Annotated in this window: 23 protein-coding genes and 1 riboswitch; of the genes, 18 read left to right on the forward strand and 5 right to left on the reverse strand. The window is 67.5% G+C overall.

Annotated elements, in window-relative coordinates; all coding sequences use genetic code 11:
* From G3N58_RS25725 to pepN, 3 genes are all read right to left on the reverse strand, one after another.
* The coding region (locus tag G3N58_RS25725) for a HigA family addiction module antitoxin (RefSeq protein ID WP_206000537.1) at positions 1 to 380 on the reverse strand (380 nt) is incomplete at its 3' end.
* A 16-nt stretch (positions 381 to 396) separates the two neighbouring features.
* A complete protein-coding gene (locus G3N58_RS25730) occupies positions 397 to 678 on the reverse strand; it encodes a type II toxin-antitoxin system RelE/ParE family toxin (protein WP_167046748.1) in 282 nt (93 codons plus the stop codon).
* 171 nt (positions 679 to 849) lie between these two features.
* Entirely contained in the window at positions 850 to 3555 is a 2706-nt protein-coding gene (pepN, locus tag G3N58_RS25735; protein WP_206000538.1) for an aminopeptidase N, read from the reverse strand.
* A gap of 471 nt (positions 3556 to 4026) precedes the next feature.
* Between pepN and G3N58_RS25740 the strand changes: the two genes are divergently transcribed.
* The gene (locus G3N58_RS25740; protein WP_206000539.1) at positions 4027 to 4731 is read left to right on the forward strand and encodes a DUF4136 domain-containing protein; all 705 of its coding nucleotides are present in this window, start codon (positions 4027 to 4029) and stop codon (positions 4729 to 4731) included.
* A 97-nt stretch (positions 4732 to 4828) separates the two neighbouring features.
* Here the strand turns inward: G3N58_RS25740 and G3N58_RS25745 are convergent, their stop codons facing one another.
* Positions 4829 to 5401, reverse strand: a complete 573-nt coding sequence (locus G3N58_RS25745) for a TMEM165/GDT1 family protein (protein WP_167046757.1) — start codon at positions 5399 to 5401, stop codon at positions 4829 to 4831.
* 12 nt (positions 5402 to 5413) lie between these two features.
* A riboswitch (yybP-ykoY riboswitch) is annotated at positions 5414 to 5628 on the reverse strand.
* Between the two features lie 574 nt (positions 5629 to 6202).
* Here G3N58_RS25745 and G3N58_RS25750 point away from each other — a divergent pair.
* From G3N58_RS25750 to G3N58_RS25830, 17 genes are all read left to right on the forward strand, one after another.
* Complete coding sequence (locus tag G3N58_RS25750; protein WP_205990724.1) at positions 6203 to 7045, forward strand: beta-ketoacyl synthase chain length factor; 843 nt, start codon at positions 6203 to 6205, stop codon at positions 7043 to 7045.
* Positions 7029 to 7823 (forward strand): 1-acyl-sn-glycerol-3-phosphate acyltransferase, encoded by a 795-nt coding sequence (locus tag G3N58_RS25755; RefSeq protein ID WP_205990725.1) that lies wholly within the window; start codon positions 7029 to 7031, stop codon positions 7821 to 7823. The genes G3N58_RS25750 and G3N58_RS25755 overlap by 17 nt, the downstream gene beginning before the upstream one ends.
* Positions 7798 to 8097 carry a phosphopantetheine-binding protein gene (locus G3N58_RS25760; RefSeq protein WP_167046768.1) on the forward strand — a complete coding sequence of 100 codons (300 nt, stop codon included), beginning with the start codon at positions 7798 to 7800 and terminating at the stop codon, positions 8095 to 8097. The genes G3N58_RS25755 and G3N58_RS25760 overlap by 26 nt, the downstream gene beginning before the upstream one ends.
* A 3-nt stretch (positions 8098 to 8100) precedes the next feature.
* Entirely contained in the window at positions 8101 to 8352 is a 252-nt protein-coding gene (locus G3N58_RS25765; RefSeq protein WP_167046770.1) for an acyl carrier protein, read from the forward strand.
* On the forward strand, positions 8352 to 9023 hold the full coding sequence (locus G3N58_RS25770; protein ID WP_167281534.1) for a hypothetical protein: 672 nt from the start codon (positions 8352 to 8354) through the stop codon (positions 9021 to 9023). Before G3N58_RS25765 ends, G3N58_RS25770 begins: the two co-directional genes overlap by 1 nt.
* Positions 9020 to 10738: an AMP-binding protein gene (locus G3N58_RS25775; RefSeq protein WP_206000540.1), complete on the forward strand. Its 1719-nt coding sequence runs from the start codon at positions 9020 to 9022 to the stop codon at positions 10736 to 10738. Before G3N58_RS25770 ends, G3N58_RS25775 begins: the two co-directional genes overlap by 4 nt.
* Positions 10738 to 12585, forward strand: a complete 1848-nt coding sequence (locus tag G3N58_RS25780) for a glycosyltransferase family 2 protein (RefSeq protein ID WP_206000552.1) — start codon at positions 10738 to 10740, stop codon at positions 12583 to 12585. Before G3N58_RS25775 ends, G3N58_RS25780 begins: the two co-directional genes overlap by 1 nt.
* A 61-nt stretch (positions 12586 to 12646) precedes the next feature.
* Positions 12647 to 14272 (forward strand): aromatic amino acid ammonia-lyase, encoded by a 1626-nt coding sequence (locus G3N58_RS25785; protein ID WP_206000553.1) that lies wholly within the window; start codon positions 12647 to 12649, stop codon positions 14270 to 14272.
* Positions 14269 to 14700 carry a thioesterase family protein gene (locus G3N58_RS25790; RefSeq protein ID WP_167046779.1) on the forward strand — a complete coding sequence of 144 codons (432 nt, stop codon included), beginning with the start codon at positions 14269 to 14271 and terminating at the stop codon, positions 14698 to 14700. The genes G3N58_RS25785 and G3N58_RS25790 overlap by 4 nt, the downstream gene beginning before the upstream one ends.
* Positions 14701 to 14732: 32 nt before the next feature.
* On the forward strand, positions 14733 to 15467 hold the full coding sequence (locus G3N58_RS25795; protein WP_241017234.1) for an outer membrane lipoprotein carrier protein LolA: 735 nt from the start codon (positions 14733 to 14735) through the stop codon (positions 15465 to 15467).
* Positions 15467 to 18049, forward strand: a complete 2583-nt coding sequence (locus G3N58_RS25800) for an MMPL family transporter (RefSeq protein ID WP_206000541.1) — start codon at positions 15467 to 15469, stop codon at positions 18047 to 18049. The genes G3N58_RS25795 and G3N58_RS25800 overlap by 1 nt, the downstream gene beginning before the upstream one ends.
* On the forward strand, positions 18046 to 19230 hold the full coding sequence (locus G3N58_RS25805) for a beta-ketoacyl-[acyl-carrier-protein] synthase family protein (RefSeq protein ID WP_206000542.1): 1185 nt from the start codon (positions 18046 to 18048) through the stop codon (positions 19228 to 19230). The genes G3N58_RS25800 and G3N58_RS25805 overlap by 4 nt, the downstream gene beginning before the upstream one ends.
* Before the next feature lie 5 nt (positions 19231 to 19235).
* Positions 19236 to 19724 (forward strand): hotdog family protein, encoded by a 489-nt coding sequence (locus G3N58_RS25810; RefSeq protein ID WP_206000543.1) that lies wholly within the window; start codon positions 19236 to 19238, stop codon positions 19722 to 19724.
* Complete coding sequence (locus G3N58_RS25815; RefSeq protein ID WP_206000544.1) at positions 19721 to 20446, forward strand: 3-ketoacyl-ACP reductase FabG2; 726 nt, start codon at positions 19721 to 19723, stop codon at positions 20444 to 20446. The genes G3N58_RS25810 and G3N58_RS25815 overlap by 4 nt, the downstream gene beginning before the upstream one ends.
* Positions 20446 to 21672 carry a beta-ketoacyl-ACP synthase gene (locus tag G3N58_RS25820; RefSeq protein WP_167046793.1) on the forward strand — a complete coding sequence of 409 codons (1227 nt, stop codon included), beginning with the start codon at positions 20446 to 20448 and terminating at the stop codon, positions 21670 to 21672. The genes G3N58_RS25815 and G3N58_RS25820 overlap by 1 nt, the downstream gene beginning before the upstream one ends.
* Entirely contained in the window at positions 21669 to 22907 is a 1239-nt protein-coding gene (locus G3N58_RS25825; RefSeq protein WP_167281521.1) for a beta-ketoacyl synthase N-terminal-like domain-containing protein, read from the forward strand. The genes G3N58_RS25820 and G3N58_RS25825 overlap by 4 nt, the downstream gene beginning before the upstream one ends.
* A gap of 122 nt (positions 22908 to 23029) precedes the next feature.
* On the forward strand, positions 23030 to 23452 hold the full coding sequence (locus G3N58_RS25830) for a signal peptidase (RefSeq protein ID WP_167046799.1): 423 nt from the start codon (positions 23030 to 23032) through the stop codon (positions 23450 to 23452).
* A 137-nt stretch (positions 23453 to 23589) separates the two neighbouring features.
* Here G3N58_RS25830 and G3N58_RS25835 read toward each other — a convergent pair whose 3' ends face one another.
* The gene (locus tag G3N58_RS25835) at positions 23590 to 24330 is read right to left on the reverse strand and encodes a class I SAM-dependent methyltransferase (RefSeq protein ID WP_206000545.1); all 741 of its coding nucleotides are present in this window, start codon (positions 24328 to 24330) and stop codon (positions 23590 to 23592) included.
* Between the last annotated feature and the right edge of the window lie 98 nt (positions 24331 to 24428).

Consider the following 24428-nt stretch of genomic DNA (forward strand, 5'->3'; position numbering starts at 1 on the left):
CCGGCCGGCACGCTCGGCATTTTCGGGCGCTCGGCGCGCGGCAGCGGTTCGATCTCGCGCGCGATCTGCTCGCCCGCGGCGGCGGTGGCGACGCGCAGGTCGTAGGCGATTTGCAGATTGAGCCAGAATGGCGCGCTGGCGCCGAAGTAGCGCTCGAGCCGCAGCGCAGTATCGGCGGAGATCGCGCGGCGGCCGCGCACGACGTCGTTGACGCGCGGCGCCGGCACTCGCAGCGCGAGCGCGAGCGCGTTGACGGACATGCCGAGCGGCTCGAGAAACTCGCTGCGTAGAATCTCGCCGGGATGGATCTCGGCAATGACCTCGCCCGTATCGACGTCCGAGAAATCGATGCTGTTGAGCGCGGAGCGTTTGATGACCATGTCGGTCTCCCAATAGTCAGTGATAGTCGACGATCTCGACATTCAGCGCGTCTTCGCCCACGAAATGAAAGCAAATGCGCCATTGCGCATTGATGCGAATGCTCCATTGCCCGCTGCGCAGGCCCTGCAAGGCTTCGAGCCGGTTGCCGGGCGGCGCGTGCAAATTCGCGATGGAGCTTGCGGCGTCGATCATCAGCAGCTTGCGATAGGCGAGCGCCTGGATGTGATGCGGCAGCGAATGCACGAACTTGCCCTGGAAGATTCTCGCGGTGGCCTTGTCGGCGAATGTCAGTATCATGGATGATATAACGAGTCACGTTAAATGTAAATAATTAAACCGAGGCGTATACTTTCTCCTTGCGAACGAGGCATGAACAGTCGGCCAGATGGCTAATGTCGCCACCGCCAGACGAAAAAAAGCCGGCAACGCGTGCCGGCTTTTCGGTGCGGTGTGAAACTCAGCGAGGCATTACGCCAGCGCCTTCTCGACGATCTCGCGCACGTCGCGCGATTTCACCTGCGCGGCCACTTTTTCGAGCGCCGCGCGCATGCTGTCGCGCAGCGCCGGCGTGAAGCGGCGCCACAGTTCGAGCGAGCGCGCGAGGCGCGCGGCCACCTGCGGATTGAGCGCGTCGAGCGCGATCACCTGGTCGGCCCAGAACGCGTAGCCCGAGCCGTCTTCGGCGTGGAACTGCGCGGGGTTCGCCGCGCAGAAGCTGAAGATCAGCGAGCGCGCGCGGTTCGGGTTCTTCAGCGTGAAGGCCGGGTGCGTCATCAGCTTGCGCACCGTGTCGATAACCGGGTGCTGCGCGCTGCCGCGCTGCGTCGCCTGCAACGCGAACCACTTGTCGATGACGAGCGGCTCCTTCTCGAAGCGCCGGTAGAAGTCGTCGAGCGCGTGCTGCGCCTCGGCGCTGCCGCCTTGCGGCGCGCCCGCGTTGAGCAGCGCGGAGAGCGCTGCCGCGCGGTCGGTCATGTTGTTCGCGGTGTCGTATTGCGCGGACGCGAGGCGCACGGCTTGCGCCGGATCGTCGAGTTCCGCGAGATACGAGAGCGCGAGATTCTTCAACGCGCGATGACCGGCCGCCTCGGGCGTCGCTTCATAGTCGCCCGGCGTGCGATGCTGCTCGTACACCTTCAGCCAGTCGTCGCGCAGCGCGTTGGCGAGGCGCTTGCGCACGAACTGCCGCGCCGCATGAACCGCGGCCGGGTTCGACTCGGCCATCTGCTCGGCCAGATACGCTTCGGACGGCAGCATCAGCGCGAGTTCGCGGAACGCCGGCGATAGCGTCTCGTCGGTCAGCACGCGCGCGAACGCGGCAACCACCGAGTCGTCGAGTTGCAGCGCCGCGCCCGTGGCCGCGCGTGCGGCGAGCGCGAGCAACTCGCGCGTGGCGAGCCGCTGGCCGGCTTCCCAGCGGTTGAACGGATCGCTGTCGTGCGCGAGCAGGAACGCGAGCTGTTCGGCCGTGTAGTCGTATTCGACGATGACCGGCGCCGAGAAATTGCGCAGCAGCGACGGCAGCGGTTCCTGCGCGACGTCGACGAACGTGAAGGTCTGCTCGGTCTGCGTGAATTCGAGTACGCGCGTGGTCGATGCCGCCGCCTGCGCCTCGCCGTCGAGCCGCAGCGGCAGATCATGGCCGTCCGCGCCGATCAGGCCGAGCGCGAACGGAATCAGCAGCGGTCCCTTCTGCGTTTCGCGCGCGGCCGGCGCGGCGTCGCCGTAACCTTGCCTGAGCGTCACGCTGTAGCGCTGCTGCGCGGCGTCGTAGCGGGTGCGCGCCGATACGCGCGGCGTGCCGGCCTGGCTATACCAGCGCTCGAACTGCGCGAGGTCGCGGCCGTTCGCGTCGGCGAGCGCGTGGCGGAAGTCGTCGCAGGTCACGGCCTGGCCGTCGTGGCGCGCGAAGTACAGGTCCATGCCCTTGCGGAAACCGTCGCGGCCGAACAGCGTCTGATACATCCGCACGACTTCCGAGCCTTTCTCGTAGACGGTCATCGTGTAGAAGTTGTTGATCTCGACGTAGCTCTCCGGGCGCACCGGATGCGCCATCGGGCCCGCGTCCTCGGCGAACTGCATCTGGCGCAGCACGCGCACGTCCTCGATGCGCTTGGTCGCGCGCGCGGCTTCGTCGCTGCTGCCCGTCTGGCCGCCCGCCATGTCGGCCGAGAACTCCTGGTCGCGGAACACGGTGAGCCCTTCCTTCAGGCTCAGCTGGAACCAGTCGCGGCAGGTCACGCGGTTGCCGGTCCAGTTGTGGAAGTATTCGTGGCCGACCACCGCCTCGATGTTCGCGAAGTCGGTGTCGGTGGCGGTTTCGGGGTTCGCGAGCACGTACTTCGTGTTGAAGATGTTGAGCCCCTTGTTCTCCATCGCGCCCATGTTGAAGTCGCTGACCGCGACGATCATGAAGCGGTCCAGATCGAGTTCGAGCCCGAAGCGCGCCTCGTCCCATTGGATCGAGTGGATCAGCGAGTCCATCGCGTGACGGGTCTTGTCGAGATCGTGCGGTTCGACCCACACCTGCAGCAGCTTTTCCTTGCCCGAGCCGGTCTTGACGCGTTCTTCGAGCGCGACGAGCTTGCCCGCGACGAGCGCGAACAGGTAGCTCGGCTTTTTGAACGGGTCTTCCCAGCGCGCGAAATGGCGGCCGTCGGGCAACTCGCCTGCTTCGAGCAGATTGCCGTTCGACAGCAGCACCGGATAGTCGGCCTTGCTCGCGCGCAGTGTGACCGTGAAGCTCGCCATCACGTCGGGGCGATCGAGGAAGTAGGTGATGCGGCGAAAGCCCTCGGCCTCGCACTGCGTGAAGAAGTTGCCGCTCGAGACGTACAGGCCCGACAGCGTGGTGTTGTCCGCGGGATTGCAGATACTGGTCAGCGTCAGCTCGAAGCTGTCCGGCACGTCGTCGAGCACGAGGCCATGCTCGTGCGGATGCGCATGGGAAAACGGCTGGCCGTCGAGTTCGGCGCCGACGAATTCGAGCTGCTCGCCCATCAGTTCGAGATGCGCGGCACGCGCCGCGTCCGGGTTGCGGCGCACGCGCATCGTATTCCTCACGACCGTGCGTTCGGGGACCAGATCGAATTCGAGCGCGACGGTGTCGATCAGGAAGGCGGGCGGCGCGTAATCGGCGCGGCGGATCACATTGGGCGTTGCGGTATCGGCCATGGCGTTCTGTGGTGGTGGACTCGAGCGGTCAGGCGCGCGCAGGGCGCGCGAGCCGGGCTTGGTCGAGCCATTGTACAAAGCCGCGGGCGATTGTGCGGAACGATGCGGGGGCGAGCTTCGAAGCCTGGCGGTACGACCTGACTGTGCGGCCTGGCCGGGCGTCGATAGCGGGCCGCCGGCTTCGTTGCGCCTTGGCCGGGAAGAACCTTTTGCCGGCCGGCGAGGTCAGCGTATTATCGGGCGCTGCGCGCGGCGGCAGTCCGTGCGGTCAGTGTGGTCCGTGAACGCGTGGCGGCGGGTTCCGCGCCTCGGGCCGGCATCGATCCGCTTCGGCGGATCAGGTCGCGCGAAGAGGTCACGCGAAGAGGTCACGCGAAGAGGTCACGCGAAGAAGCGCGCCACCGGCACGGAATAATCGCGCTCGATCCACGGTTTTAATTGCAGCACTTCAGACGCATCACGAGGTAGACCATGAACACCGATCGATGGACGCGCCGCATCATGCTGCTGTTCGCGGCACTGACGTTGCTGCTCGCCGGCTGCACGACCTATGTGACGACCCAGGTCACGGCGTTCTCCGCGTGGAGCGGCAGCGACGCGACCCGCACCTATGCGTTCACGCGACACGAGGATCAGCAGAACAATCTGGAGCTGACCGCGTACGAGCGGATCGTCGCGAACGAACTGGCCGCGCAGTCGTTCCGCGAGGTTCCTCGCAACGAGGCGCGCTATCTGGTCGAACTCGCCTACGGCATTCGCTCGGACATCGTGACCATCGCGGAACCGGTCTATTACAACCCGTGGCCCGGTCCGTACTGGGGCCGGCCGTTCGATCCGTGGGGGCCGTGGGGACCGTTCCCGACCGCTTACGTGAATCAGAGCTACCCGGTTTTCACGCATCTGCTCGGCATCCGGATGACCGAGCGCGCGAGCGGCAAGGAGGTCTACAACGTGAGCGCGCGTAATTTCGGCGGCGAGTCGTCGCTGGTCAGGGCGATGCCGTATCTCGCGCGCAGCGCGCTCGCCGATTTTCCGCTCGGCAACGGCGCCGTGCATACGGTGAAGATTCCGGTCGGCAACGGCGGCATGGCGGTGACAGAGGTGTCGATGCCGGCTGCGGCGCCGGCGGCGGCGTCGGGCACCTCGGGCTCATCGGCCACCAAGCCAGGGCAGTAAGCCGCGCTCGCGCGGTACGTCGGCACCCGGCGCACCATGCAAAACCACGCAAAAACGGCCCGGCAGGCGTGATCCGCCGGGCCGTTCGCTTTGCCGCCTAAACCCCCACCCCGAGCAGCGCCATCGCCCCGAGCACGACGAACATCACCGCCGCGATGCCGTGCACGAGCTTCGTCGGCAGACGATGCGCGAAGCGGTCGCCGAGCAGAATCGCCGGCACGTTGGCGATCATCATGCCGAGCGTCGTGCCGGCCACCACGCTGAAGAAATCGTGAAAGCGCGCGGCGAGGGCGACCGTCGCGATCTGCGTCTTGTCGCCCATTTCCGCGATGAAGAACGTGACCACCGTCGCGCCGAACACGCCGAAGTGCGTGCGGTTGGTGTTGGCTTCCTCGTCGTCGAGCTTGTCGGGCACGAGAATCCACAAGCCCATGCCGATGAACGAGGCGGCGAGCGCCCAGCGCATGATGGCCGGCGTCAGCATCGAGCCGAGCCACGCGCCGAGCGCGCCGGCGCCCGCGTGATTGATCAGCGTCGCGACGAGCACGCCGAGAATGATCGGCACGGGTTTGCGGTAGCGGGCGGCGAGCACGAGCGAGAGCAGTTGCGTCTTGTCGCCGATTTCGGCGAGCGCGACCGCACCGGTCGAAATAAGGAAGGCTTGATTCACTTTGAAGGGATTCCTCGGGCCGAATCATGAACGAGCGACGACCCACGACACGCCGGGCCCTGTTGCGGCGCGTGTGGATCATCGGTCTCGCCAGGCCAGAGGCTGCGGCTGCCATGGCCGTGACGGCCAAGTCTGTTGACAGGCGCCCTCGCGAACCGCACGTGCGACGCACCGGCGAAACGCGGTGCGGACGTGCTGCGAGGCGGCTACTCCCCAATGAGGGCCGGAGTATAACAGAGCCGGCGGTGCGTTTACCGCGGATATCGGGCCGATACCGGACTGATACCGGTCTGATATTGCACGGATGTTGCGCGGATGCCGCGCCGCGCATACGGCGCCGGCTGCGGCGGTTTGCAACAATTGCCAGGAAAGGCCGCAAACGATTTTCGGAAAGCAGGGCGCCGCTCCCGTCTCTCCCGCCACCCCGAAAATTGCCGCCGGCCCCGCGTGCAAGCCTTCCCGGCGGGCCCGCCGCAGCGTTCCGGCCATTTTTGTCAATTCGTCTGACAGTTTGTTGTTTTAAGGCTCGGATACAGATGGATACGTCTTTCCTGGCTGATTTAATCCAGAATATTCAGTATGATTCCGGCGACAAAAGGAGCCTGAGCCAAATCTCGCAGACCCATTGACAAAGGCGCCTAAATAATCGGGGCCAATTGCCGATAATTCGCTGAATTCCCCCTAAGAAGATTGGTCGATCCCGGCTGAAAACATCCCGATCCGCGCGGCGCCACACGCTGTGACGGCTGTATATTCCGTCAGGCGCTTGAGCCTTTTCCCGTTTCTACGCGCGAACACCGTATGCCCGATCTGCACTGGACCATTCCGGTCGGTCGCTGGTCTAGCTGGCCGGCTACCGCATCTGCCGCACCCGATATCGGCTTTATCGAGCCGATCGTGCGGCGGCGTCTCAGCACGCTGTCCAAAGCCGCGCTCAAGGTTGCGCACGATTGTGTCGCGCGCGAGCCGGTGCGCGTGGTTTTCGCGTCGCGGCACGGGGAATTGCGGCGCACCACCGACATCCTGCGCAGCATCAGCGCCGGCGAACCGGTTTCGCCGACCGCGTTCAGCCTGTCGGTGCTCAATGCGATGACCGGCGTCTTCGGCATTGCGCGCGGCGACCGCTCGGCCGCGAGCGCGGTGTCGGCCGGCGCGCAAACGCTCGGCTATGCGCTGCTCGAAGCGTATGCCCAATACGCGACGCAACCCGACTCTCCGGTGCTGCTCGTCTACGCCGACGAACCGGCCGATCGCGCTTACGGCACGATCGAAGACGAAGTACAGGGCGGCGCGCTCGCGCTGCTGCTCGACGACACGGCGGCGGCCGGGCACATCGTATGCTCGCTGTCCCGCGCGGCCGGCTCGCAGCCCGCGCCGGTTGACGGCGCCGCGGCCAACGTAACTGCGGCCAACGCTAATCTGGCCAGTAACCTGGGCGCCAACCCGGGCAACGCTGCCGCCGAAGCCGCTGCCGCCGCTAACAACCCGCCTGCCAACCCGAACACCCTCGCCGCCGACACCGCCGCAACCCGCTTCCCCACCCAGAGCCAGGCGCTGCTGCACTGTCTCGAAACCGGGCAGCCCGCGTGCTGGGAGCGGGCCGGCGCCCTCTGGCACTGGAGATGGCATGACCGCGCGGCTTGATTATCTGTGGCGTCTTTGCGCGACCGGCATGGCCTTCGTCGTGTTCGGCCTCTGCGGCATGCTGTTTTCGGTGCTTGTGTTTCCGCTCGCGTGGCTGTGGCCGCATCGCGCGTCGCGGCAGCGCGCCGTGACCGCTGTGATTCACTGGTTTTTCCGCGCGCTCGTCGCGGTGCTGCGCGGCGTCGGCGTGATGGAGCTCGACGTGTCGGGCGCGGCCGCGCTGCGCGCGGGCGGCCCGGCCGTCGTCGTCGCCAATCATCCGACCTATCTCGACGTGATGGTGCTGCTCTCGCTCACGCCGCGCGCGTGTTGCGTCGTGAAGAACGCGCACTGGCGCAATCCGTGTTTCTGGGGCATCGTGCACGCGGCCGAATACGTGAGCAACGCGGACGCCACCGAACTCGTCGAAGCGGGTGCGCGCCAGCTTGCGGCCGGCTACACGATGATCGTGTTTCCCGAGGGCACGCGCAGCCCTGCGCCGAACCGGCTGCACGCGTTTTCGCGCGGCTTCGCGCATATGGCGCTGAAGGCCGGCGCGCCGATCGTGCCGGTGCTGATGGATTGCGACCCGCCCGCGTTCACGCGGCAGATGCGCTGGTACGACGTGCCGGCGCGCGCTTTCCGGATGCGCGTGAACGTGCTCGCGCCGCTCGGCGTCGGCGAACTTGCCGCGCACGACGCGACCCCGGCCCTCGCGGCGCGCAGCGTGACGCGCGCCGTCGAAGCCCACATGACCCAGCACCTGTTCGATTATGGATTCTTTAAAACTGGAAATTAAAAAGCTTCTGATCGAAGCGCTCGATCTCGAAGACCTGAGCCCCGCCGATATCGACGACGATGCCCCGTTGTTCGACACCGACGGCATCGGTCTCGATTCGATCGACGCGCTCGAAATCGGCATCGTGCTGCGCAAACAATACCAACTAACCATCGCGGCGAACGACGAACGCACGCGCGAACACTTCCGCTCGATCAGCACGCTCGCCGCGCTCGTCGAGAGTCAGCGCGAAGCGTCGCAGGCTGCGAACGAAACCACCAGGAAAGGGGAATGAACCGTGACCGAGACTGAGATTCTTGAGCGCATCCGCGCGATCTTCAAGGAGAACTTCGCGATCGAGCCCGAGCGCGTGACGCCCGAGGCGCATCTGTTCGAAGACCTCGATCTCGACAGCATCGACGCCGTCGATCTCGCGATCAAGCTGCAGGAAATGACCGGCCGCCGTATCAAGCCCGAGGAATTCAAGTCGGTGCGCACCGTCGGCGACGTGATCGGCGCGGTCGAGTCGCTGCTCGCGGCGCAAGGCTGATGCCCGCCGCGCGCTCGCGATCGCAGACGGCGCCGTCGTTGTCCGCCGCGGCCGGCGCGCCCGGTACGCGGACTCACTGGAGCAGGGCCGTCGTGCGGGGGCTGCTGATGCTCGCGTATCCGGTGCTGATCCTGTGCGCATGGCATTGGGACACGCCGCGGCTCGTCGGCTTCATGCTGCTCGCGATCCTGTGGCTGCAGCGCTGGGCCGGCGGCGGCCCGCTCGCGCTGTCGCTGCGGCAGCTTTCCGCGCTCGACTGGGGCGTGCTCGTACTGCTCACCTGCGCGTCGGCGGCGATCGTCGTGACCGACAGCGAGCTGTTGCTGCGTCTCTATCCGTCGCTCGTCAATCTCGGGCTGCTCGTCGCGTTCGGCGCGACGCTCGCGCGCGGGCCCTCGATGATCGAAAAATTCGCGCGGCTCGGCAATCCGAACCTGCCGGCCGACGCGGTGCGCTATACGCGGCGCGTGACCCAGGTATGGTGTGCGTTTTTCGTCGCCAACGGCGCGTTTTCGGCGTATACGGCGCTGTACTGGAGCCGCGCGAACTGGTCGCTCTATAACGGCGCGATTGCCTATGGGCTGATCGGCCTGCTGCTCGCCGGCGAGATCGTCTGGCGTTATCTCGTCGTGTTGCCGCGCGCCGCGCGAGCGGGTTCGGAGGCCGCATGATCGCGCTGCACGATCTGCTTCCGGCCGTCGCGTCGAGTGCGCCCGATACGCCCGACGCGCTCGGTACGCCGGTGTGCCGCGACGGCGCGACGCTCATCGACCGCGCGGCGTTTCGCGCGCGCGTCGCGGCACTGATCGCGCTTGCCGAGACCCATGCGGCGCCGCGCTGCGCCCTGTGCATCGACGACCCGTTCGATTTCTCCTGCGCGTTGTTCGCGCTTTTCGCATGCGGCAAGGAGCCGGTGATCCCGGCCAACGCGACGCCGGGCTATCTGGCCGATCTCGCGGACGCCTACGACTTCATGCTGACGGACGCTGATCTGCCGCCGTTCGCCGCGCGCGACGCGACTCATGCTGCCGCGACGCATGCTGCCAGCCCGATCGATCCGCATGCGCCGCTCACGCTCTACACATCCGGCAGCAGCGGCACGCCGAAGCCGATCCGCAAGACGCTCGCGCAGTTCAACGCCGAAGTGCAGACGCTCGAACAGCAGTGGGGCGCGTTGCTCGGCGACGCGACGATGCTCGCGAGCGTGCCGCATCATCACATCTACGGGCTGCTGTTTCGCGTGCTGTGGCCGCTCGCGGCCGGCCGCGCGTTCGACCGAGCAATCGGCACGGAGCCGCTGCAATTGCAGGAACGCATCGCGCAGTGCGGCGCGACCGCGCTCGTCTCGACGCCCGCACAATTGTCGCGCTGGCCCGCGTTGCCGGGCTTTGCCGCGCTGACCCCGGCGCCGCGCGCGTTCTTCTCCTCGGGCGGCCCGCTCGCGGCCGACGCCGCGCAGCACTATGCGTCCGCCTACGGCGCGGCGCCGCTCGAAATCTACGGCAGCACCGAAACCGGCGGGATCGCGTGGCGCCGTCAGGATCACGGCGACGCGTGGCAGCCGGTCGCGGGCGCCGAGGTGCGGCGCGACGACGACGGCGCGCTGTGCGTGCGCTCGCCGCATCTCGATCACGATGGCTGGCATCGCACCGGCGACCGCGTTGCCTTCGACGCCGATGGCCGTTTCCGTCTGCAAGGCCGTCTCGACCGTGTGCTGAAGCTCGGCGGCAAGCGGGTCTCGCTGCCGGAACTGGAAGCGCGTCTCGCGCTGCATCCGTACGTGGCGCAAGCGGCGCTCGTGCCGCTCGAAGGCGCCTCGCGCGAACGGGTCGGCGCGGTGGTCGCGCTGAGCGAGGCGGGCGGCGCGGCCTTGCGCGAGGAAGGCCGGGTGGCGTTCGCGAAAACGCTGCGCCGTCATCTCGCCGATTACGTCGATGCGGTCGTGCTGCCGCGTCACTGGCGTTTTCGCGCGAGCCTGCCGTTCGATGCGCGCGGCAAGCTGCCCGCGCGCGCGGTGGCGGCCGCGTTCGAGCCGCGCGCCGAGGGCATGGAAGTGCTCGCCGAAACGCGTAGCGGTGACACGCTGCACTACGAACTGCGCGTGCCGCCCACGCTCGTGCATTTCGCCGGCCACTTTCCGGGCCTGCCGATTCTGCCGGGCGTCGTGCAGATCGACTGGGCCGTGCGGCTTGCGGCCGGACATTGGCCGACGGTGCGTGCGCTTGCCTCGGTCGAGCGTCTGAAGTTCATGGCGCCGGTCCCGCCGGGCGCGGTGCTCGGGCTTACGCTGACGCACGACGCCGCGCGCCGGCGCGTGCAGTTCGCCTACCGGCTCGACGGCCGCGAATGCGCAGCAGGCGTGCTCGTGCATCGGGAGGATGCGTGATGGGCATCGCGGCCTGCATCGTCATTCCGATCTACAACCACAAGGACGCGATCGGCGCGACCGTCGCGCATCTCGCGGTGCATGGCCTGCCGATCTTCGTCGTCGATGACGGCAGCGACGAGCCGACCCAACAGGTGCTCGCCGCGCTCGCGCGGCAGTACGCGGAGCGGCTTACGCTGCTGCGTCTGCCGCACAACGGCGGCAAGGGCGCGGCGGTGATGGCGGGCTTGCGGGCCGCGCGCGCGGCAGGCTACACGCACGCCTTGCAGATCGACGCCGACGGCCAGCACGATGCCGCCGACGTGCCGCGCTTCATCGACGCGGCGCGCACCGCGCCGGGCGCCGTGATTCTCGGCCGCCCGGTCTATGACGGCAGCGTGCCGAAGGCGCGTCTCTATGGGCGCTATCTGACGCACGTATGGGTGTGGATCGAAACGCTGTCGCTGACGATTCGCGACTCGATGTGCGGCTTTCGCCTCTATCCGCTCGCGCTCGCCTGCGAACTGATCGACAGTGTGCGACTGCCGACGCGCATGGACTTCGACATCGAGATTCTCGTGCGCCTCTACTGGCGGCGCGCGGCATTCCGCTCGATTCCAACGCGCGTCACTTACGCCGCCGATGGCGTGTCGCATTTCGACGTGTTGTGGGACAACGTGCGCATCAGCCGCAGCCATACGCGGCTCGTGTTCGGCATGCTGTGGCGTTTGCCGATGCTGCTCGCGCACAAGGTGATGCCGCGCCGTGGTGTGCTGGTCGATGACGCGGATGGAGAAGCGAACGGTAAAGCGGCGGATAAAGTTGCCGCCAACACCGCGCATGACGCGGCGGGCCAACCCACCGGCAACCCGCCACGCAAACCCGCGGACGAACCCGCGCAAGCCGCCGCTCCCGAAGCCTGGTGGCGCATCGCCGAACGCGGCAGCCACCTCGGCATGAGTCTGCTCGCGCTGAGCTGCAAGCTGTTCGGCCGCCGCTTCACCGCGCTCTGGTTGCATCCGATCGTCGCGTATTTCCTGCTGACGGGCCGTGCCGCGCGCAAGGCGTCGGCCAACTACTTCCGGCATCTGAGCGCGGCCGCATCGTCCGCCGATGCCGACACCGATACGCCGCGGCCGGGCTGGCTGTCCGCGTATCGGCATATGCTCGCGTTCGCGCAGTCGGGCTTCGACAAGCTTGCCGCGTGGAGCGGCCGCGTCGACGCGGCCGACGTCAGGTTCGACGATCCTTCGGCATTCGAAGCATTGATCGCGAGCGGCAAGGGCGCGCTCGTGATCGGCGCGCATCTCGGCAATCTCGAGATGACGCGCGCGCTTGCCGTGCGCGGCGCACACGCGAAAGTCACGGCGGTGGTCTATACCGAACACGCGCGGCGTTTCAACGAGGTGCTCGCGTCGGCCAATCGCGACTTCGCGCGGCATCTGCTCGAAGTCGGCGATTTCGGTCCCGAGACCGCCGTGCTGATGCAGCAGCGCATCGAGGCGGGCGAGCTGCTCGTGATCGTCGGCGACCGCGTGCCCGCGCGCGAAGCGGGCCGCACCACCGACGCGCAATTCCTCGGCGCGAGCGCACCGTTCGCGCAAGGGCCGTACGTGCTCGCGCATGCGCTCGGCTGTCCGGTGTATCTGTTCTTCTGTCTGAAAGAGCGCGACGGCTATCGCATGTACTTCGAGCCGTTCGCCGAGCGCATCGAGCTGCCGCGCCGCGAACGCGCGCAGCATCTGGCTGCATGGGCGCAACGCTATGCGCTGCGTCTCGAACACTATTGCCGCAAGGCTCCTTATCAATGGTTCAATTTCTTCGATTTCTGGGCGAGCCCGAGGCGAGGCGCAAATGGCCGAACATGATCTGAGTACGGCGCACGAGGCCGGCGCGGGTACGAACGTGGACCCGGATCGGCATGCGCAGATGAACCCGCGTATCGATACGCACATCGACCCGCGCACCGAACCGCGCACAAGCACCGAGGCGATCGTGATCGGTGGCCGCCACTTGACGATCGAAGAGGTCGTCGCGATCGCACGGCACCGCGCACCGGTCGCGTTGAGCGCCGATCCCGCGTGGCGTGCGCGCATCGAGCGCGGCGCGGATTTTCTGCGCCGCCATCTGGCGCAAGGCGCGACCGTCTACGGCGTCAACACCGGTTACGGCGATGCCTGCGTGGTCGACGTGCCGATGGAACTCGTCGAAGCGTTGCCGTTGCAACTGACGCGCTATCACGGCTGCGGCATGGGCGCGTATCTCGACGACGCGCAAACGCTCGCGGTGATCGCGGCGCGCCTGAACTCGCTCGCGTATGGTTTTTCCGGCGTGCGGCCCGTGCTGCTCGAACGTCTCGCCGACCTGATCAATCACCGCGTGTTGCCGCGCATTCCGTCCGAAGGGTCGGTCGGCGCGAGCGGCGATCTGACGCCGCTCTCGTACGTGGCGGCGGCGCTCGTGGGCGAACGCGAGGTGCGGTTCGCGGGCGCGTCGCGCGAGGCGCGCGGCGTGTGGGCCGAACTCGGCGCCGCGCCGCTCACGCTCGCGCCGAAGGAAGGGCTCGCGCTGATGAACGGCACGGCCGTGATGACGGGGCTCGCGTGTCTCGCGTTTGCGCGCGCCGATCATCTGACGCGGCTCGCCGCGCGTCTGACCGCGCTGTCGACCGTCGCGCTCGACGGCCGCGCCGCGCATTTCGACGCGCTGCTGTTCGAGGTGAAGCCGCACTTGGGCCAGGCCGAAGCGGCCGCCTGGATTCGCGACGATCTCGCGGGCCGCGACGATACGCCGGGGCATCGTCTGCAGGACCGTTATTCGATTCGCTGCGCGCCGCATGTGATCGGCGTGGCGCGCGATGCGCTGACATGGGTGCGCCGCGACGTCGAAAACGAGCTGAACAGCGCGAACGACAATCCGCTGATCGACCCCGACAACGAACGCGTGCTGCACGGCGGCAACTTCTACGGCGGCCATATCGCGTTCGCGATGGATGCGTTGAAGGTGGCGGTCGCCAATCTCGCCGATCTGATGGACCGGCAGCTCGCGCTGCTCGTCGACGTGAATTTCAACAACGGCCTGCCGCGCAATCTGTCGGGCGCCGCGCCCGCGCGCGCGGCGATCAATCATGGCTTCAAGGCCGTGCAGATTTCGTCGTCCGCGTGGACCGCCGAAGCGCTCAAGCACACGATGCCCGCGAGCGTGTTCTCGCGCTCGACCGAGGCGCACAATCAGGACAAGGTCAGCATGGGCACGATCGCCGCGCGCGACTGTTTGCGCGTGCTCGAATTGACCGAACAGGTGGCCGCCGCGCACACGCTCGCGACCGTGCAGGCCGTGAAGCTGCGCTTGCGCATCGATGCCGCGACGCCGGTGCCGGTGCCGCTGCGCGAGTTCATCGACGCAGTGAGCGCGCAATCGCCCTTCGTCGATGAAGACCGCGCGCTGGAAGGCGAACTGCGGGCATTGACCGCGTGCATCGGCGCGTGCGAACTGCTCGACGGCGATCGGACCACGGCGGATTCATCCCGCCAACGCAAAGGACGCGACGCATGAGCGGAACGCCGAAAACGCTGAGCGCGAGCGCGACGGTCGAAGTGCCGTTTCACGACGTCGACGCGATGAACGTATGCTGGCACGGCAACTATCTGAAGTACTTCGAGATGGGCCGTGCCGCGCTGCTGCGCGCATTCGACTACGACTATCGCGAGATGCAGGCATCGGGCTATCTGTGGCCGATCGTCGAGGCGCATCTGAAGTACGTGCGGCCCGCCGTCTACGGGCAGACGCTCGACGTGCGCGCGCAACTGCTCGAATACGAAAACCGCCTGAAAATAGGCTATGAAATCGTCGATTGCGCATCGGGCACGCGCCTGACGAAGGGCTATACGATTCAGGTCGCCGTCGATGCCGCGACCCAGGAATTGCAGTTCGTGTCGCCGCCGGTCGTGTTCGAAAAACTGGAGCGTGTATGGGGGCGATGAGGGGAATGATGAGGAAGCCGATGGAAGGGGCGATGAATCGGAAGACGGCGTTCGCGGTTGCCCCCTGGGTATTGGGCGCAATGGCTGTGACGTGCGCGATCGCATGGCCGGCAACACCGGCGCATGCCGCCGCTGCAAACGCAAATGCCGGTGCAAATGCCACTGCCACCGCGAATACGACAACCGCAACGACAACCGCAACCGCCAACAACCCTGCGCTCGTCTCGCAGATCGCCTCGCATCTCGCCCAGGCCAAAGGCGTGCGCGCGCAATTCACGCAGACCCAAACGCTCGCCGCGATGAAGCAGCCGCTCGTCAGCAGCGGCACGTTGCTGTTTTTCCGCGAGCGCGGCGTGATCTGGCAGATCGACACGCCCTACAAAGCCACCTACGTCATCACCGATGCGGGCGTCGCGCAACTCGACGCCGAAGGCCAACGCGTGACCACGTACAGCGCGCAGGGCGCGCGCGGCGTCGCGCAGGTCTCGAAGATGATGCGCGCGATGCTTGGCGGCGATCTGTCCGCGCTGTACTCGCAGTTCGACGTGGCCGCCGAGGGTAGCGCCGCGCAGTGGCGCATGCGGCTCACGCCAAACCAGCCGCAGCTCGCGCAATCGATCAAGGGGCTCGACATGGCGGGCGGCGACTATCTGCAAAGCCTGCGCATCAGGCTCGCGAACGGCGACGTGACGAAGCTCGAGTTCGCGAAGAGCGTGACCGTCGACGCACCGACCGCGGCCGAGCGCAATCTGTTCGGAGCGCCGTGATGGACATGCTGCAGCAGCGGTCCGCGAAACAGGCATGGCTCGTGCTCGCGCTGCTGGCGGCCCTGTATTGCGGCTGGCGCTTCGCGGGACCGGCGCCGCTCGAAACCAATCTGCTCGCGCTGCTGCCCGCGACCGAGGCGGACCCGGTCGCCGAAAAAGCGGTCGATACGCTCGCGAGCGCGCTCGGCGATCGCACGGTGCTGCTCGTCACGAGCCGCGACGACGCGCACGCGAAAGCGGCGGCGAAGCAACTGGGCGCATCGTTGCAAAAGAGCGCGGCGTTCGCCTCGGTGACGGCCGAATTGCCGCCGTTCGATCTGTCGCAGATCGCGGCGCTTTATATGCCGTATCGCTTCGGCCTGCTCGCACCGACCGATCGTGCGGCGCTCGCGGGCGGAGTACCGTCGGCGACATCGACATCGACATCGACATCGACATCGACATCGACATCGACATCGACATCGGCATCGACACCGACGCACACGTCCGCCGTCGCTGCGACCTTGCGCGACCAGCTCGCGCAGCGCCTCTACAGCCCGCTGCAAGCCGGCCTTAACACGCAACTCGCCGACGATCCGTTCGGCTGGCTCGAACGCTGGCTCGGCAATCTGCCGCTCGCGACGTCGAATCTCGAAGTCGAGGACAACCTGCTCGTATCGCATCGGCACGACGCGCAGGGGGACACGACGAGCGTGCTGATCGTCGCGACGCTGCCAGGCTCCGCCTACGAAACGAAAACGCAGCGCGCGGTCCACGCGGCGCTCGCCGACGCCGAAAGCACGCTGCGGCAGACTTTCCCCGACGTCACGGTTGCGCGCACGGGTGCCGTGTTCTACGCCGAGGCCGCGCGCAGCGCATCCGAGCGCGAGGTGCATCTGATCGGCATCGCCTCGCTGTGCGGGATCGCGTTGCTGATGATGTGGGTGTTCCGCTCGCCGCGTCTGCTGCTGCTCGGCTTCGTCTCGACGGCGCTCGGCATCGTCTGCGCGCTCGCGGCCACGCTGCTGGTCTTCGGCAAGCTGCATCTGCTGACGCTTGTGTTCGGCGCGAGCCTGATCGGCGAGGCGGTCGATTATTCGATCCAGTACTTCGTCGTCTATCTCGGCGCGGGGCGCGCCTGGGATGCGCGGCTCGGCGCACGCACGGTGCGCCCCGCGCTGACGGTCGCGTTGACGACGAGCCTGCTCGGCTACGCGATCCTGATGTGGGTGCCGTTCCCCGCGCTCAAGCAGATCGCGTGCTTCGCGATGGCGGGCATTACGACCGCGTTCGCGTCGGTGTTATGGCTGCTGCCTGCGTTGCTCACGCGCGCGCCGCGGCGCAGTCCGCAGCGCGTATTCGACGGCGCGGCGCGCCTGCTCGCGGGCTGGCAGCGCGCGATCGGCGGCAAGCGCGCCTGGCCGCTCGCCGCGGTGCTGCTGATCGTCGCCGCGCCGGGCTGGCTGCGCCTCACGAGCGACGACGATATCCATCTGCTGATCCAGCGCGATGCGTCGCTCGTGGCGCAGGAAAACCAGGTGCGCGAAGCGGTTGGCGTCGACAACAGCGCGCAGTTTTTCGTGGTGCGCGGCGCGACCCAGGAAGCGGTGTTGCAACGCGCCGAAGCGCTCGGCGCGAAGCTCGATGCGCTGAACGGCACCGCGGATAGCGTCGGCGGCTATCAGTCGATCACGCAGTTCGTGCCGTCCGCGCAGCGTCAGAACGAAGCTCGCGCGCTGCTCGCGCAACACGTATTCAACGATGCCCCTGCATTGCGCGCGATCCTGCTGCAAGCGGGCTTCAAGGACGAAGTCGCCGATGCATGGCTCGCGGCCTTTGCGAAACCGCAAGCGCCGCTGACCGTGGACCGCTGGCTCGCGGTGCCGTGGTCGCAGCCGTACCGGCATCTATGGCTCGGCGCAGTGGAATCGAATCCGGCCAGTCAGGCGAACCAGGCGAACCCGCCGCATGCGCAAAGCTACGCGGTCGTCGTGATTCCGCAAGGCGTGACGCCGCGCAACGAGCCCACGCTGATCGCACTCGCGCACGGCCTGCCCGGCGTCGTATTCGTCGACAAGGCGGCGAGCGTGTCGAAGCTGTTCGGCGCCTATCGCCGGGATAGCGGTGGGTGGCTCGGCGGTGCGCTCGTGCTCGTCTGCGTGCTGCTGATGCTGCGCTACAAGCCGCGCGGCGGCATCGCGACGACCTTGCCGGTGCTGCTTGCGGTTGGCGTCGCGCTGGCGGTGTTCGGCTATGCGGGCGTGCCGCTCAATCTGTTCAACTGGCTCGCGCTGATGCTCGTGCTCGGCGTCGGCGCAAACTATGCGGTGTTTCTGCGCGAAGGCTGTTTGCGTGCGGACGCGGACCTCGGCGCGGTATGGACCGGCGTGCTGCTGTCGGCGGCGACCACGCTGCTGTCGTTCGGCATGCTCGGCATGAGCGCGATGCCCGCGCTCAGGAGCTTCGGCACGACGCTCGCGCTCGGCATCGCGGTCGCGGTGCTGCTTGCGCCTATCGGCATGCCCGAGGACGAGGGCATGGCAGCGGGCAGGTCGGCGCACAGGCCATCGCGCAAGTCATCGGAATCAGGGAGAGCCGCATGAAAGCGCCACCCGTTTATTTGCACGCGCTCGGCATGATCAACGCGCTCGGCGGCAATCTCGACGAAATCGTGCCGGCGCTCGCCGCCGCGCGCGCGCCCGGCATGGGCCCCGCGCATACCGGTATCGGCGATGCGTTCGTCGGCAGCGTGCTCGCGCCGCTCGATCTCGCGCCGCGCGCCGATCTCGCGCGCTACGACTGCCGCAACAACCGCCTGCTGCTGGCTGCGCTCGCGCAGATCGCGCCCGCGATCGACGCCGCGCGCGAGCGCTACGGCTCGGAGCGCATCGGCGTCGTGCTCGGCACCAGCACCTCGGGCATCGAGGCGGCCGAAACCGCGTTCGTCTATCACGCGCAGGCGGGCGAGCTGCCGGAGAATTTCAACTACCGGCAGATGGAAATCGGCACGGCCGCGCCATTCGCCGCCGCCGCGCTCGGCGTGCAGGGGCCGGCGTTCACGATCTCGACGGCCTGCACGTCGAGCGCGAAAGCGTTCGCGTCGGCGCGCCGTCTGCTGCAATTGCAACTGTGCGACGCGGTCGTCGTCGGCGGGGTCGACTCGCTGTGCGAGTTGACCGTGCAGGGTTTTGCCTCGCTCGAATCGACGAGCGGCGCGCGCACCAATCCGATGAGCCGCAACCGCTGCGGCATCAACGTCGGCGAGGGCGCGGCCGTGTTCCTGATGAGTCGCGACGAAGCGGCGGTGCGGCTCGCGGGCCTCGGCGAATCGAGCGACGCGCATCATATTTCGGCGCCGGACCCGCAAGGCGTCGGCGGCGAACTCGCGCTGCGCGGGGCGATGGCCGATGCGGGCATCGCGGCGTCGGCGGTCGGCTACGTGAATCTGCACGCGACCGCGACGCGCAAGAACGACGAGATGGAAGCGCAACTGATGGCGCGCGTGTTTCCCGGCGGCGTCGCCGCGAGCGGCACCAAGCCGTTGACCGGCCACCAGCTCGGCGCGGCCGGCGCGACCGAACTCGGCTTCGCGTGGCTCGCGCTCGCGCGCGAAAACGCGACGCTGCCGCCGCATCTGTGGGACGGCGAAGCCGATCCCGAGCTGCCCGCGCTCGATCTCGTCGAAGACGCGCGCCGCTTGCCGCACGGCACCGGCCCGCAATACGCGATGAGCAATTCGTTCGCGTTCGGCGGCAGCAATGTCAGCCTGATCCTCGCCCGGTAACGCGCATGACGACTCCGCTTCTGACTGTCGAGCAACTCCTGCGCCAGCCGATCGAGGCGATCGTCCCGCATCGCGGCAGCATGCTGCTGATCGACGCGGTCGAGACGTTCGACGAAACCACGCTGAGCGCGCGCGCCAGCGTCGACCCGCACGCGTGGTATGCCGACGCCGACGGCGCGATGCCCGCGTGGATCGGCATCGAACTGATGGCGCAGTCGATCGCCGCGCACGTCGCCTTGCTCGCGATGCGCAACGGCGGCCACGCGCGGCCCGGCGTGCTGCTCGGCTCGCGCAGCTACCAGGCGGCGCGGCCCGCGTTTGCCGGCGGCGCGCGTTTGCGCATTCGCGCGAGCGAGCTGCTGCGCAGCGAGGCAGGCCACGGCGCGTACGAATGCACGATCGACGCGGACGACGTGCGCTGCGCCGAAGCCGTCATCAAGGTATTTCAGCCGCCCGATTTTCAGTCATTCATCGAAGGGAGTTTCAGTTCATGAGCCGGCGTGTTCTCGTTACCGGCGCAAGCCGCGGCATCGGCCGCGCGATTGCGTACAAGTTGGCCGCCGACGGCTTCGCGGTCTCCGTGCATTGCCGCACGGGACGCAGCGAGGCCGAGGCGGTCGCGACGGGCATCGCCGCGCAGGGCGGCACGGCGCGCGTGCTGCAGTTCGACGTGCGCGAGCGCGCCGTGTGCCGCGACGTGCTCGAAGCGGACGTCGCCGCGCACGGCCCGTACTACGGCATCGTCTGCAGCGCGGGCGTGACGCGCGACGCCGCGTTTCCGGCGCTCACCGAGGAAGACTGGGACATCGTGATCGAGACCGGGCTCGATGCGTTCTACAACGTCGTGCATCCGCTCACGATGCCGATGGTGCGCGCGCGCAAGGGCGGGCGCATCGTCACGATCGCGTCGGTGTCGGGCGTGATGGGCAATCGCGGCCAGGTCAACTACAGCGCGGCGAAGGCGGGGCTGATCGGCGCGACCAAGGCGCTCGCGGTCGAACTCGCCTCGCGCAACATCACCGTGAACTGCGTCGCGCCGGGTCTCGTCGAGACCGGCATGCTCGAACAGGTGACGCTCGAACACGCGCTGAAGACCGTGCCGATGAACCGCGTCGGCCAGCCGTCCGAAGTGGCGTCGGTGGTGAGCTTTCTGATGTCGGATGACGCGTCGTACGTGACGCGCCAGGTGATCGGCGTGAACGGCGGGATGGTCTGATGAAGCGCGTCGTCATTACCGGCATGGGCGGCGTGAGCGCGTTCGGCGATAGCTGGGACGCGATCGAGGCGCGCCTGAAAAGCGGCGAGAACGCGGTGCGCCGCATTGCCGAGTGGGATTACTTCGAATCGCTGCATACGCGGCTTGCGTGTCCGCTGCCGGGGTTCGCGATGCCCGCGCATTATCCGCGCAAGAAGGTGCGCTCGATGGGGCCGGTCTCGCTGTACTCGGTGCGCGCGAGCGAACTCGCGCTCGCCGATGCGGGCCTGGCCGGCGACGCGAGCATTGCCGACGGCCGCATGGGTGTCGCCTACGGTTCGTCGTCGGGCTCGGTGCAGCCGATCCGCGCGTTCGGCACGATGCTCGAAACCGGCTCGATGAGCAACGTCACGTCGAACAGCTACGTGCAGATGATGCCGCACACGACGGCCGTCAACGTGAGCCTGTTCTGGGACCTCAAGGGCCGCATCATCCCGACTTCGTGCGCGTGTGCCTCGGGCAGCCAGGCGATCGGCTATGCCTACGAGGCGATCCAGTCGGGCAAGCAGACGCTGATGCTCGCGGGCGGCGCGGAAGAGCTGTCGGGCCCGGCGGTCGCGGTATTCGACACGCTCTATGCGACCAGCACGCGCAACGACGAGCCGCGGCTGACGCCGCGCCCGTTCGATGCCGCGCGCGACGGTCTGGTGGTCGGCGAGGGCGCGGCCACGCTGGTGCTCGAAGAGTACGAACATGCGCGAGCGCGCGGCGCGCGGATTCATGCGGAAGTGGTTGGCTTCGGCTGCAATTCGGACGGCGCGCACATGACGCAGCCGACCGCCGAAACGATGACGCTCGCCATGCAGCTCGCGCTGCGGGACGCGCGGCTTGCGCCCGAAGCGATTGCCTATGTGAACGCGCACGGCACCTCGACCGATCGCGGCGACGTCGCCGAGAGTCATGCGACCGCGCGGACCTTCGGCGCGCGCATGCCGATCAGTTCGCTGAAGAGCTACGTCGGCCACACGCTCGGCGCATGCGGCGCGCTCGAAGCGTGGTGGACCATCGAGATGATGAAGCGCAACTGGTACGCGCCGACGCTGAATCTCGACACCGTCGATCCGGCCTGCGCGGCGCTCGATTACATCGTCGGCGGCGCGCGCGAGATCGATGCCGAGTACGTGATGAGCAACAACTTCGCGTTCGGCGGCATCAACACGTCGCTGATTTTCCGGCGCGTTCGATGAGCGGCGCGCTGCAACGCGTGGTCGTGACCGGCATGGGCATCGTGTCGTGTCTCGGCAATACGCTCGACGACGTATCCGACGCCTTGCGCGCGGGGCGTTCGCACATCACGCGGGTCGAGGCATGGCGCGAGCGCGGGTTGGCGTCGCAGGTCGCGGGCGTCGCGTCGGTGGCGCACGAAGCGCCGTTCGAGCGCAAGCTCGAACGCTTCATGGGCGACACCGCGCGCTTTGCCTGCCATGCGGCACAGCGCGCCATCGACGACGCGGGGCTCGCGCGCGAGGCGCTGCATTCGCCGTACGCGGGCGCGGTGATCGGCTCGGGCGTCGGCGCGCTGGCGAGCTACGACGCGGCGCTGGCGATTGCGCACGCGCGCGGCGTCGACAAGGTGCCGCCGTACACGGTGCCGCAGGCGATGAGCAGCACCGCGTCGGCCAACGTTGCGCAGATGTTCGGGCTCGAAGGCGTCGGCTACTCGCCGTCGTCGGCCTGCACGACCTCGGCGCTCGCGATCGGCCAGGCGATGCAGCTGATCCAGACCGGCCGCCAGCAGATCGTGCTCGCAGGCGGCAGCGAGGCGCTGCACGACAACGTGACCTTGCTGTTCGACGCGATGGGCGCGTTGTCGCGCCGCTTCAACGACACGCCGCACAGCGCCTCGCGTCCGTACGACACGCAGCGCGACGGTTTCGTGATCGCGTCGGGCGGCGGCGTGCTCGTGCTCGAAGCGCTCGATCACGCGCTCGCGCGCGGCGCGCGCATCCACGCGGAGCTGACCGGCTTCGGCGATTGCACCGATCGCGCCGGCATGGTCGCGCCGCGCGCGGCCGGCATCGCGCGCGCGATGCGCGGCGCGCTTGCCGAAGCGGGGTGTCGTCCCGATTACGTGAATACGCACGCGCCGTCGACGCCGCTCGGCGACGTCGAGGAACTGCATGCGTTGCGCGACGTGTTCGGCGCAACGAAAGAAGGCGTGCCCGCGTTTTCGTCGACGAAGGGCATGACTGGGCATTCGCTCGGCGCATGCGGTGCGCACGAAGCGATCTACACGCTGTTGATGATGCGCGATGGTTTTATCGCGGGAACGGCGGCCATCGATACGCCGGAGTCGGAAGCGGCGGGCATGCCGCTCGTGCGCGAGGCGCGCGCTGCACGCATCGGCAGCGCGATGTCGGTGTCATTCGGGTTCGGCGGCAGTTGCGCGAGCCTGATGTTCGAAGCGTGGCGAGGTGCTTGAGCCGGGTTCGCCGGCTCGCCACGGCAACTGGCCGCGTAATAGTGAAAGTGAAGCGTGAAGCGCGCAAAAACGCGTAGAGCGCGCAAAGCGGCCGCAAATAAGCGTAAAGGGAGAGGATAAGAATGAAAAGGTTTTGCGGGGTTGGCGCGATGCTGGTGGTGGCGTTGACGCAGGCCGGCTGCGCGACGCAGGTGATGTCGCTGCCGTTCGCGGCGGCCGGTGGCGAGTCGCGTGGCGAAGTGCCGGTGTATTTCGGCGACCAGGATCATCGTCCGGTGAAGACGCATCTCGGCGACGTGTCGTACTCGGTGCGGATCGCGCGCAAGGTGGCGGACCCGAACGAAGCGTGTCATCTCGCGCTGGCCGAAGCGGTCGGCAAGCTGCGCGCGGCGGCGCGCGAGCGTCATGCGAATGCGGTGATCGACGTGTCGACGCGCTTTCACAGCACCGAAACGAGTTCGTCGAGCAGCTTCATGTGCGGCGTGAGTCCGAGCGCGGCCGCGCTGGCGGTGCGCGGGCAACTGGTCGTGCTGGACGCGGGTTGAGCGTGAATTAGCCGTGGCTTAGGCGTGGCTTGAGCACGGATCGGGCACGGATCGAGTGCGCCTTGAACCTCGGGCGCGCAGCCACAGTCCGTTCGCAACGAAGCGTCACACGGCGCCTCGCGCAACGGGAAACCGTGTCAATCGGTGTCGGACGCGGTCTTGACCGCCGCGACATTGACGAGCGTTTCGCGGCGCTTGCCGGGCTGCGGCCGATAAAGACCGAGCCGTTCGAGCAGGCCGAAGTCTTTCGCGCGGCTCCACCACAGGTAGGGCAGCGACACGTTGCGCGGGCCGAAGCGGAAGCCGGCCTCGCGGATCATGTCGAGATAGCCGTCGGCGCTCTTCTGCACCTGCATCGGATGACGAAACAGCAGCCGGATCACCCACGACTTGATGTACGCATCGGTCGATTCGGCAAACAGCAGCACGCCGCCCGGCTTCAGCACGCGGTGGAATTCGGCGAGCGCGCGGTCCTGTTCGACGAGATGATGGAAGGTTTGATGGCAGAACACGAGGTCGGCGCTCGCATCGGGCAGCGGCAGTTGCGCGCAGTCGCCATGCAGCAGTTCGATGTCGGCGACGGTCTCGCGGCAGGCCTGCGCGGCCTGCGCGGCGAGCATCAGCGAAGGCGCATGGTAATCGACGCCGACGATGCGGCGCGGCTTGAACGCGTTGGCGAGCAGACGGAAAGAGACACCTTGCCCGCAGCCCGCATCGACGATGACGGGCGCCTCGGGCAGCGGTGTATCGATCAGGCGCGCGAGGTCGTCGATCGCCACCCGCAGCACGTGATGTTCCCACGTGTGGGTGCGCAGGAACCAGATTCCGAAGGCCGTTTCCGGCACAAAGGGCACATTGGATATTTCGGATGACGACACGATGCACTCCCCGGCGAAACAGTGTTCTTACAGTGTTCTTGCTGTCTGAAACCGGATTGTAACGAGAAGTCCATGTATCGCGCGATGCCGCGCGCAGC

This window comes from Paraburkholderia sp. Ac-20342, assembly GCF_017104985.1.
Taxonomy (GTDB): domain Bacteria; phylum Pseudomonadota; class Gammaproteobacteria; order Burkholderiales; family Burkholderiaceae; genus Paraburkholderia.

Coding starts and splice junctions, on each gene's coding strand:
- G3N58_RS25740 (WP_206000539.1), top strand. CDS start 4,027: ATGAACACCGATCGATGGACGCGCCGCATCATGCTGCTGTTCGCGGCA.
- G3N58_RS25785 (WP_206000553.1), top strand. CDS start 12,647: ATGAACCCGCGTATCGATACGCACATCGACCCGCGCACCGAACCGCGC.
- G3N58_RS25810 (WP_206000543.1), top strand. CDS start 19,236: ATGACGACTCCGCTTCTGACTGTCGAGCAACTCCTGCGCCAGCCGATC.
- G3N58_RS25730 (WP_167046748.1), bottom strand. CDS start 678: ATGATACTGACATTCGCCGACAAGGCCACCGCGAGAATCTTCCAGGGC.
- G3N58_RS25830 (WP_167046799.1), top strand. CDS start 23,030: ATGAAAAGGTTTTGCGGGGTTGGCGCGATGCTGGTGGTGGCGTTGACG.
- G3N58_RS25770 (WP_167281534.1), top strand. CDS start 8,352: ATGCCCGCCGCGCGCTCGCGATCGCAGACGGCGCCGTCGTTGTCCGCC.
- G3N58_RS25780 (WP_206000552.1), top strand. CDS start 10,738: ATGGGCATCGCGGCCTGCATCGTCATTCCGATCTACAACCACAAGGAC.
- G3N58_RS25775 (WP_206000540.1), top strand. CDS start 9,020: ATGATCGCGCTGCACGATCTGCTTCCGGCCGTCGCGTCGAGTGCGCCC.
- G3N58_RS25805 (WP_206000542.1), top strand. CDS start 18,046: ATGAAAGCGCCACCCGTTTATTTGCACGCGCTCGGCATGATCAACGCG.
- G3N58_RS25815 (WP_206000544.1), top strand. CDS start 19,721: ATGAGCCGGCGTGTTCTCGTTACCGGCGCAAGCCGCGGCATCGGCCGC.
- G3N58_RS25825 (WP_167281521.1), top strand. CDS start 21,669: ATGAGCGGCGCGCTGCAACGCGTGGTCGTGACCGGCATGGGCATCGTG.
- G3N58_RS25750 (WP_205990724.1), top strand. CDS start 6,203: ATGCCCGATCTGCACTGGACCATTCCGGTCGGTCGCTGGTCTAGCTGG.
- G3N58_RS25820 (WP_167046793.1), top strand. CDS start 20,446: ATGAAGCGCGTCGTCATTACCGGCATGGGCGGCGTGAGCGCGTTCGGC.
- pepN (WP_206000538.1), bottom strand. CDS start 3,555: ATGGCCGATACCGCAACGCCCAATGTGATCCGCCGCGCCGATTACGCG.
- G3N58_RS25755 (WP_205990725.1), top strand. CDS start 7,029: ATGACCGCGCGGCTTGATTATCTGTGGCGTCTTTGCGCGACCGGCATG.
- G3N58_RS25795 (WP_241017234.1), top strand. CDS start 14,733: ATGAATCGGAAGACGGCGTTCGCGGTTGCCCCCTGGGTATTGGGCGCA.
- G3N58_RS25790 (WP_167046779.1), top strand. CDS start 14,269: ATGAGCGGAACGCCGAAAACGCTGAGCGCGAGCGCGACGGTCGAAGTG.
- G3N58_RS25760 (WP_167046768.1), top strand. CDS start 7,798: ATGGATTCTTTAAAACTGGAAATTAAAAAGCTTCTGATCGAAGCGCTC.
- G3N58_RS25800 (WP_206000541.1), top strand. CDS start 15,467: ATGGACATGCTGCAGCAGCGGTCCGCGAAACAGGCATGGCTCGTGCTC.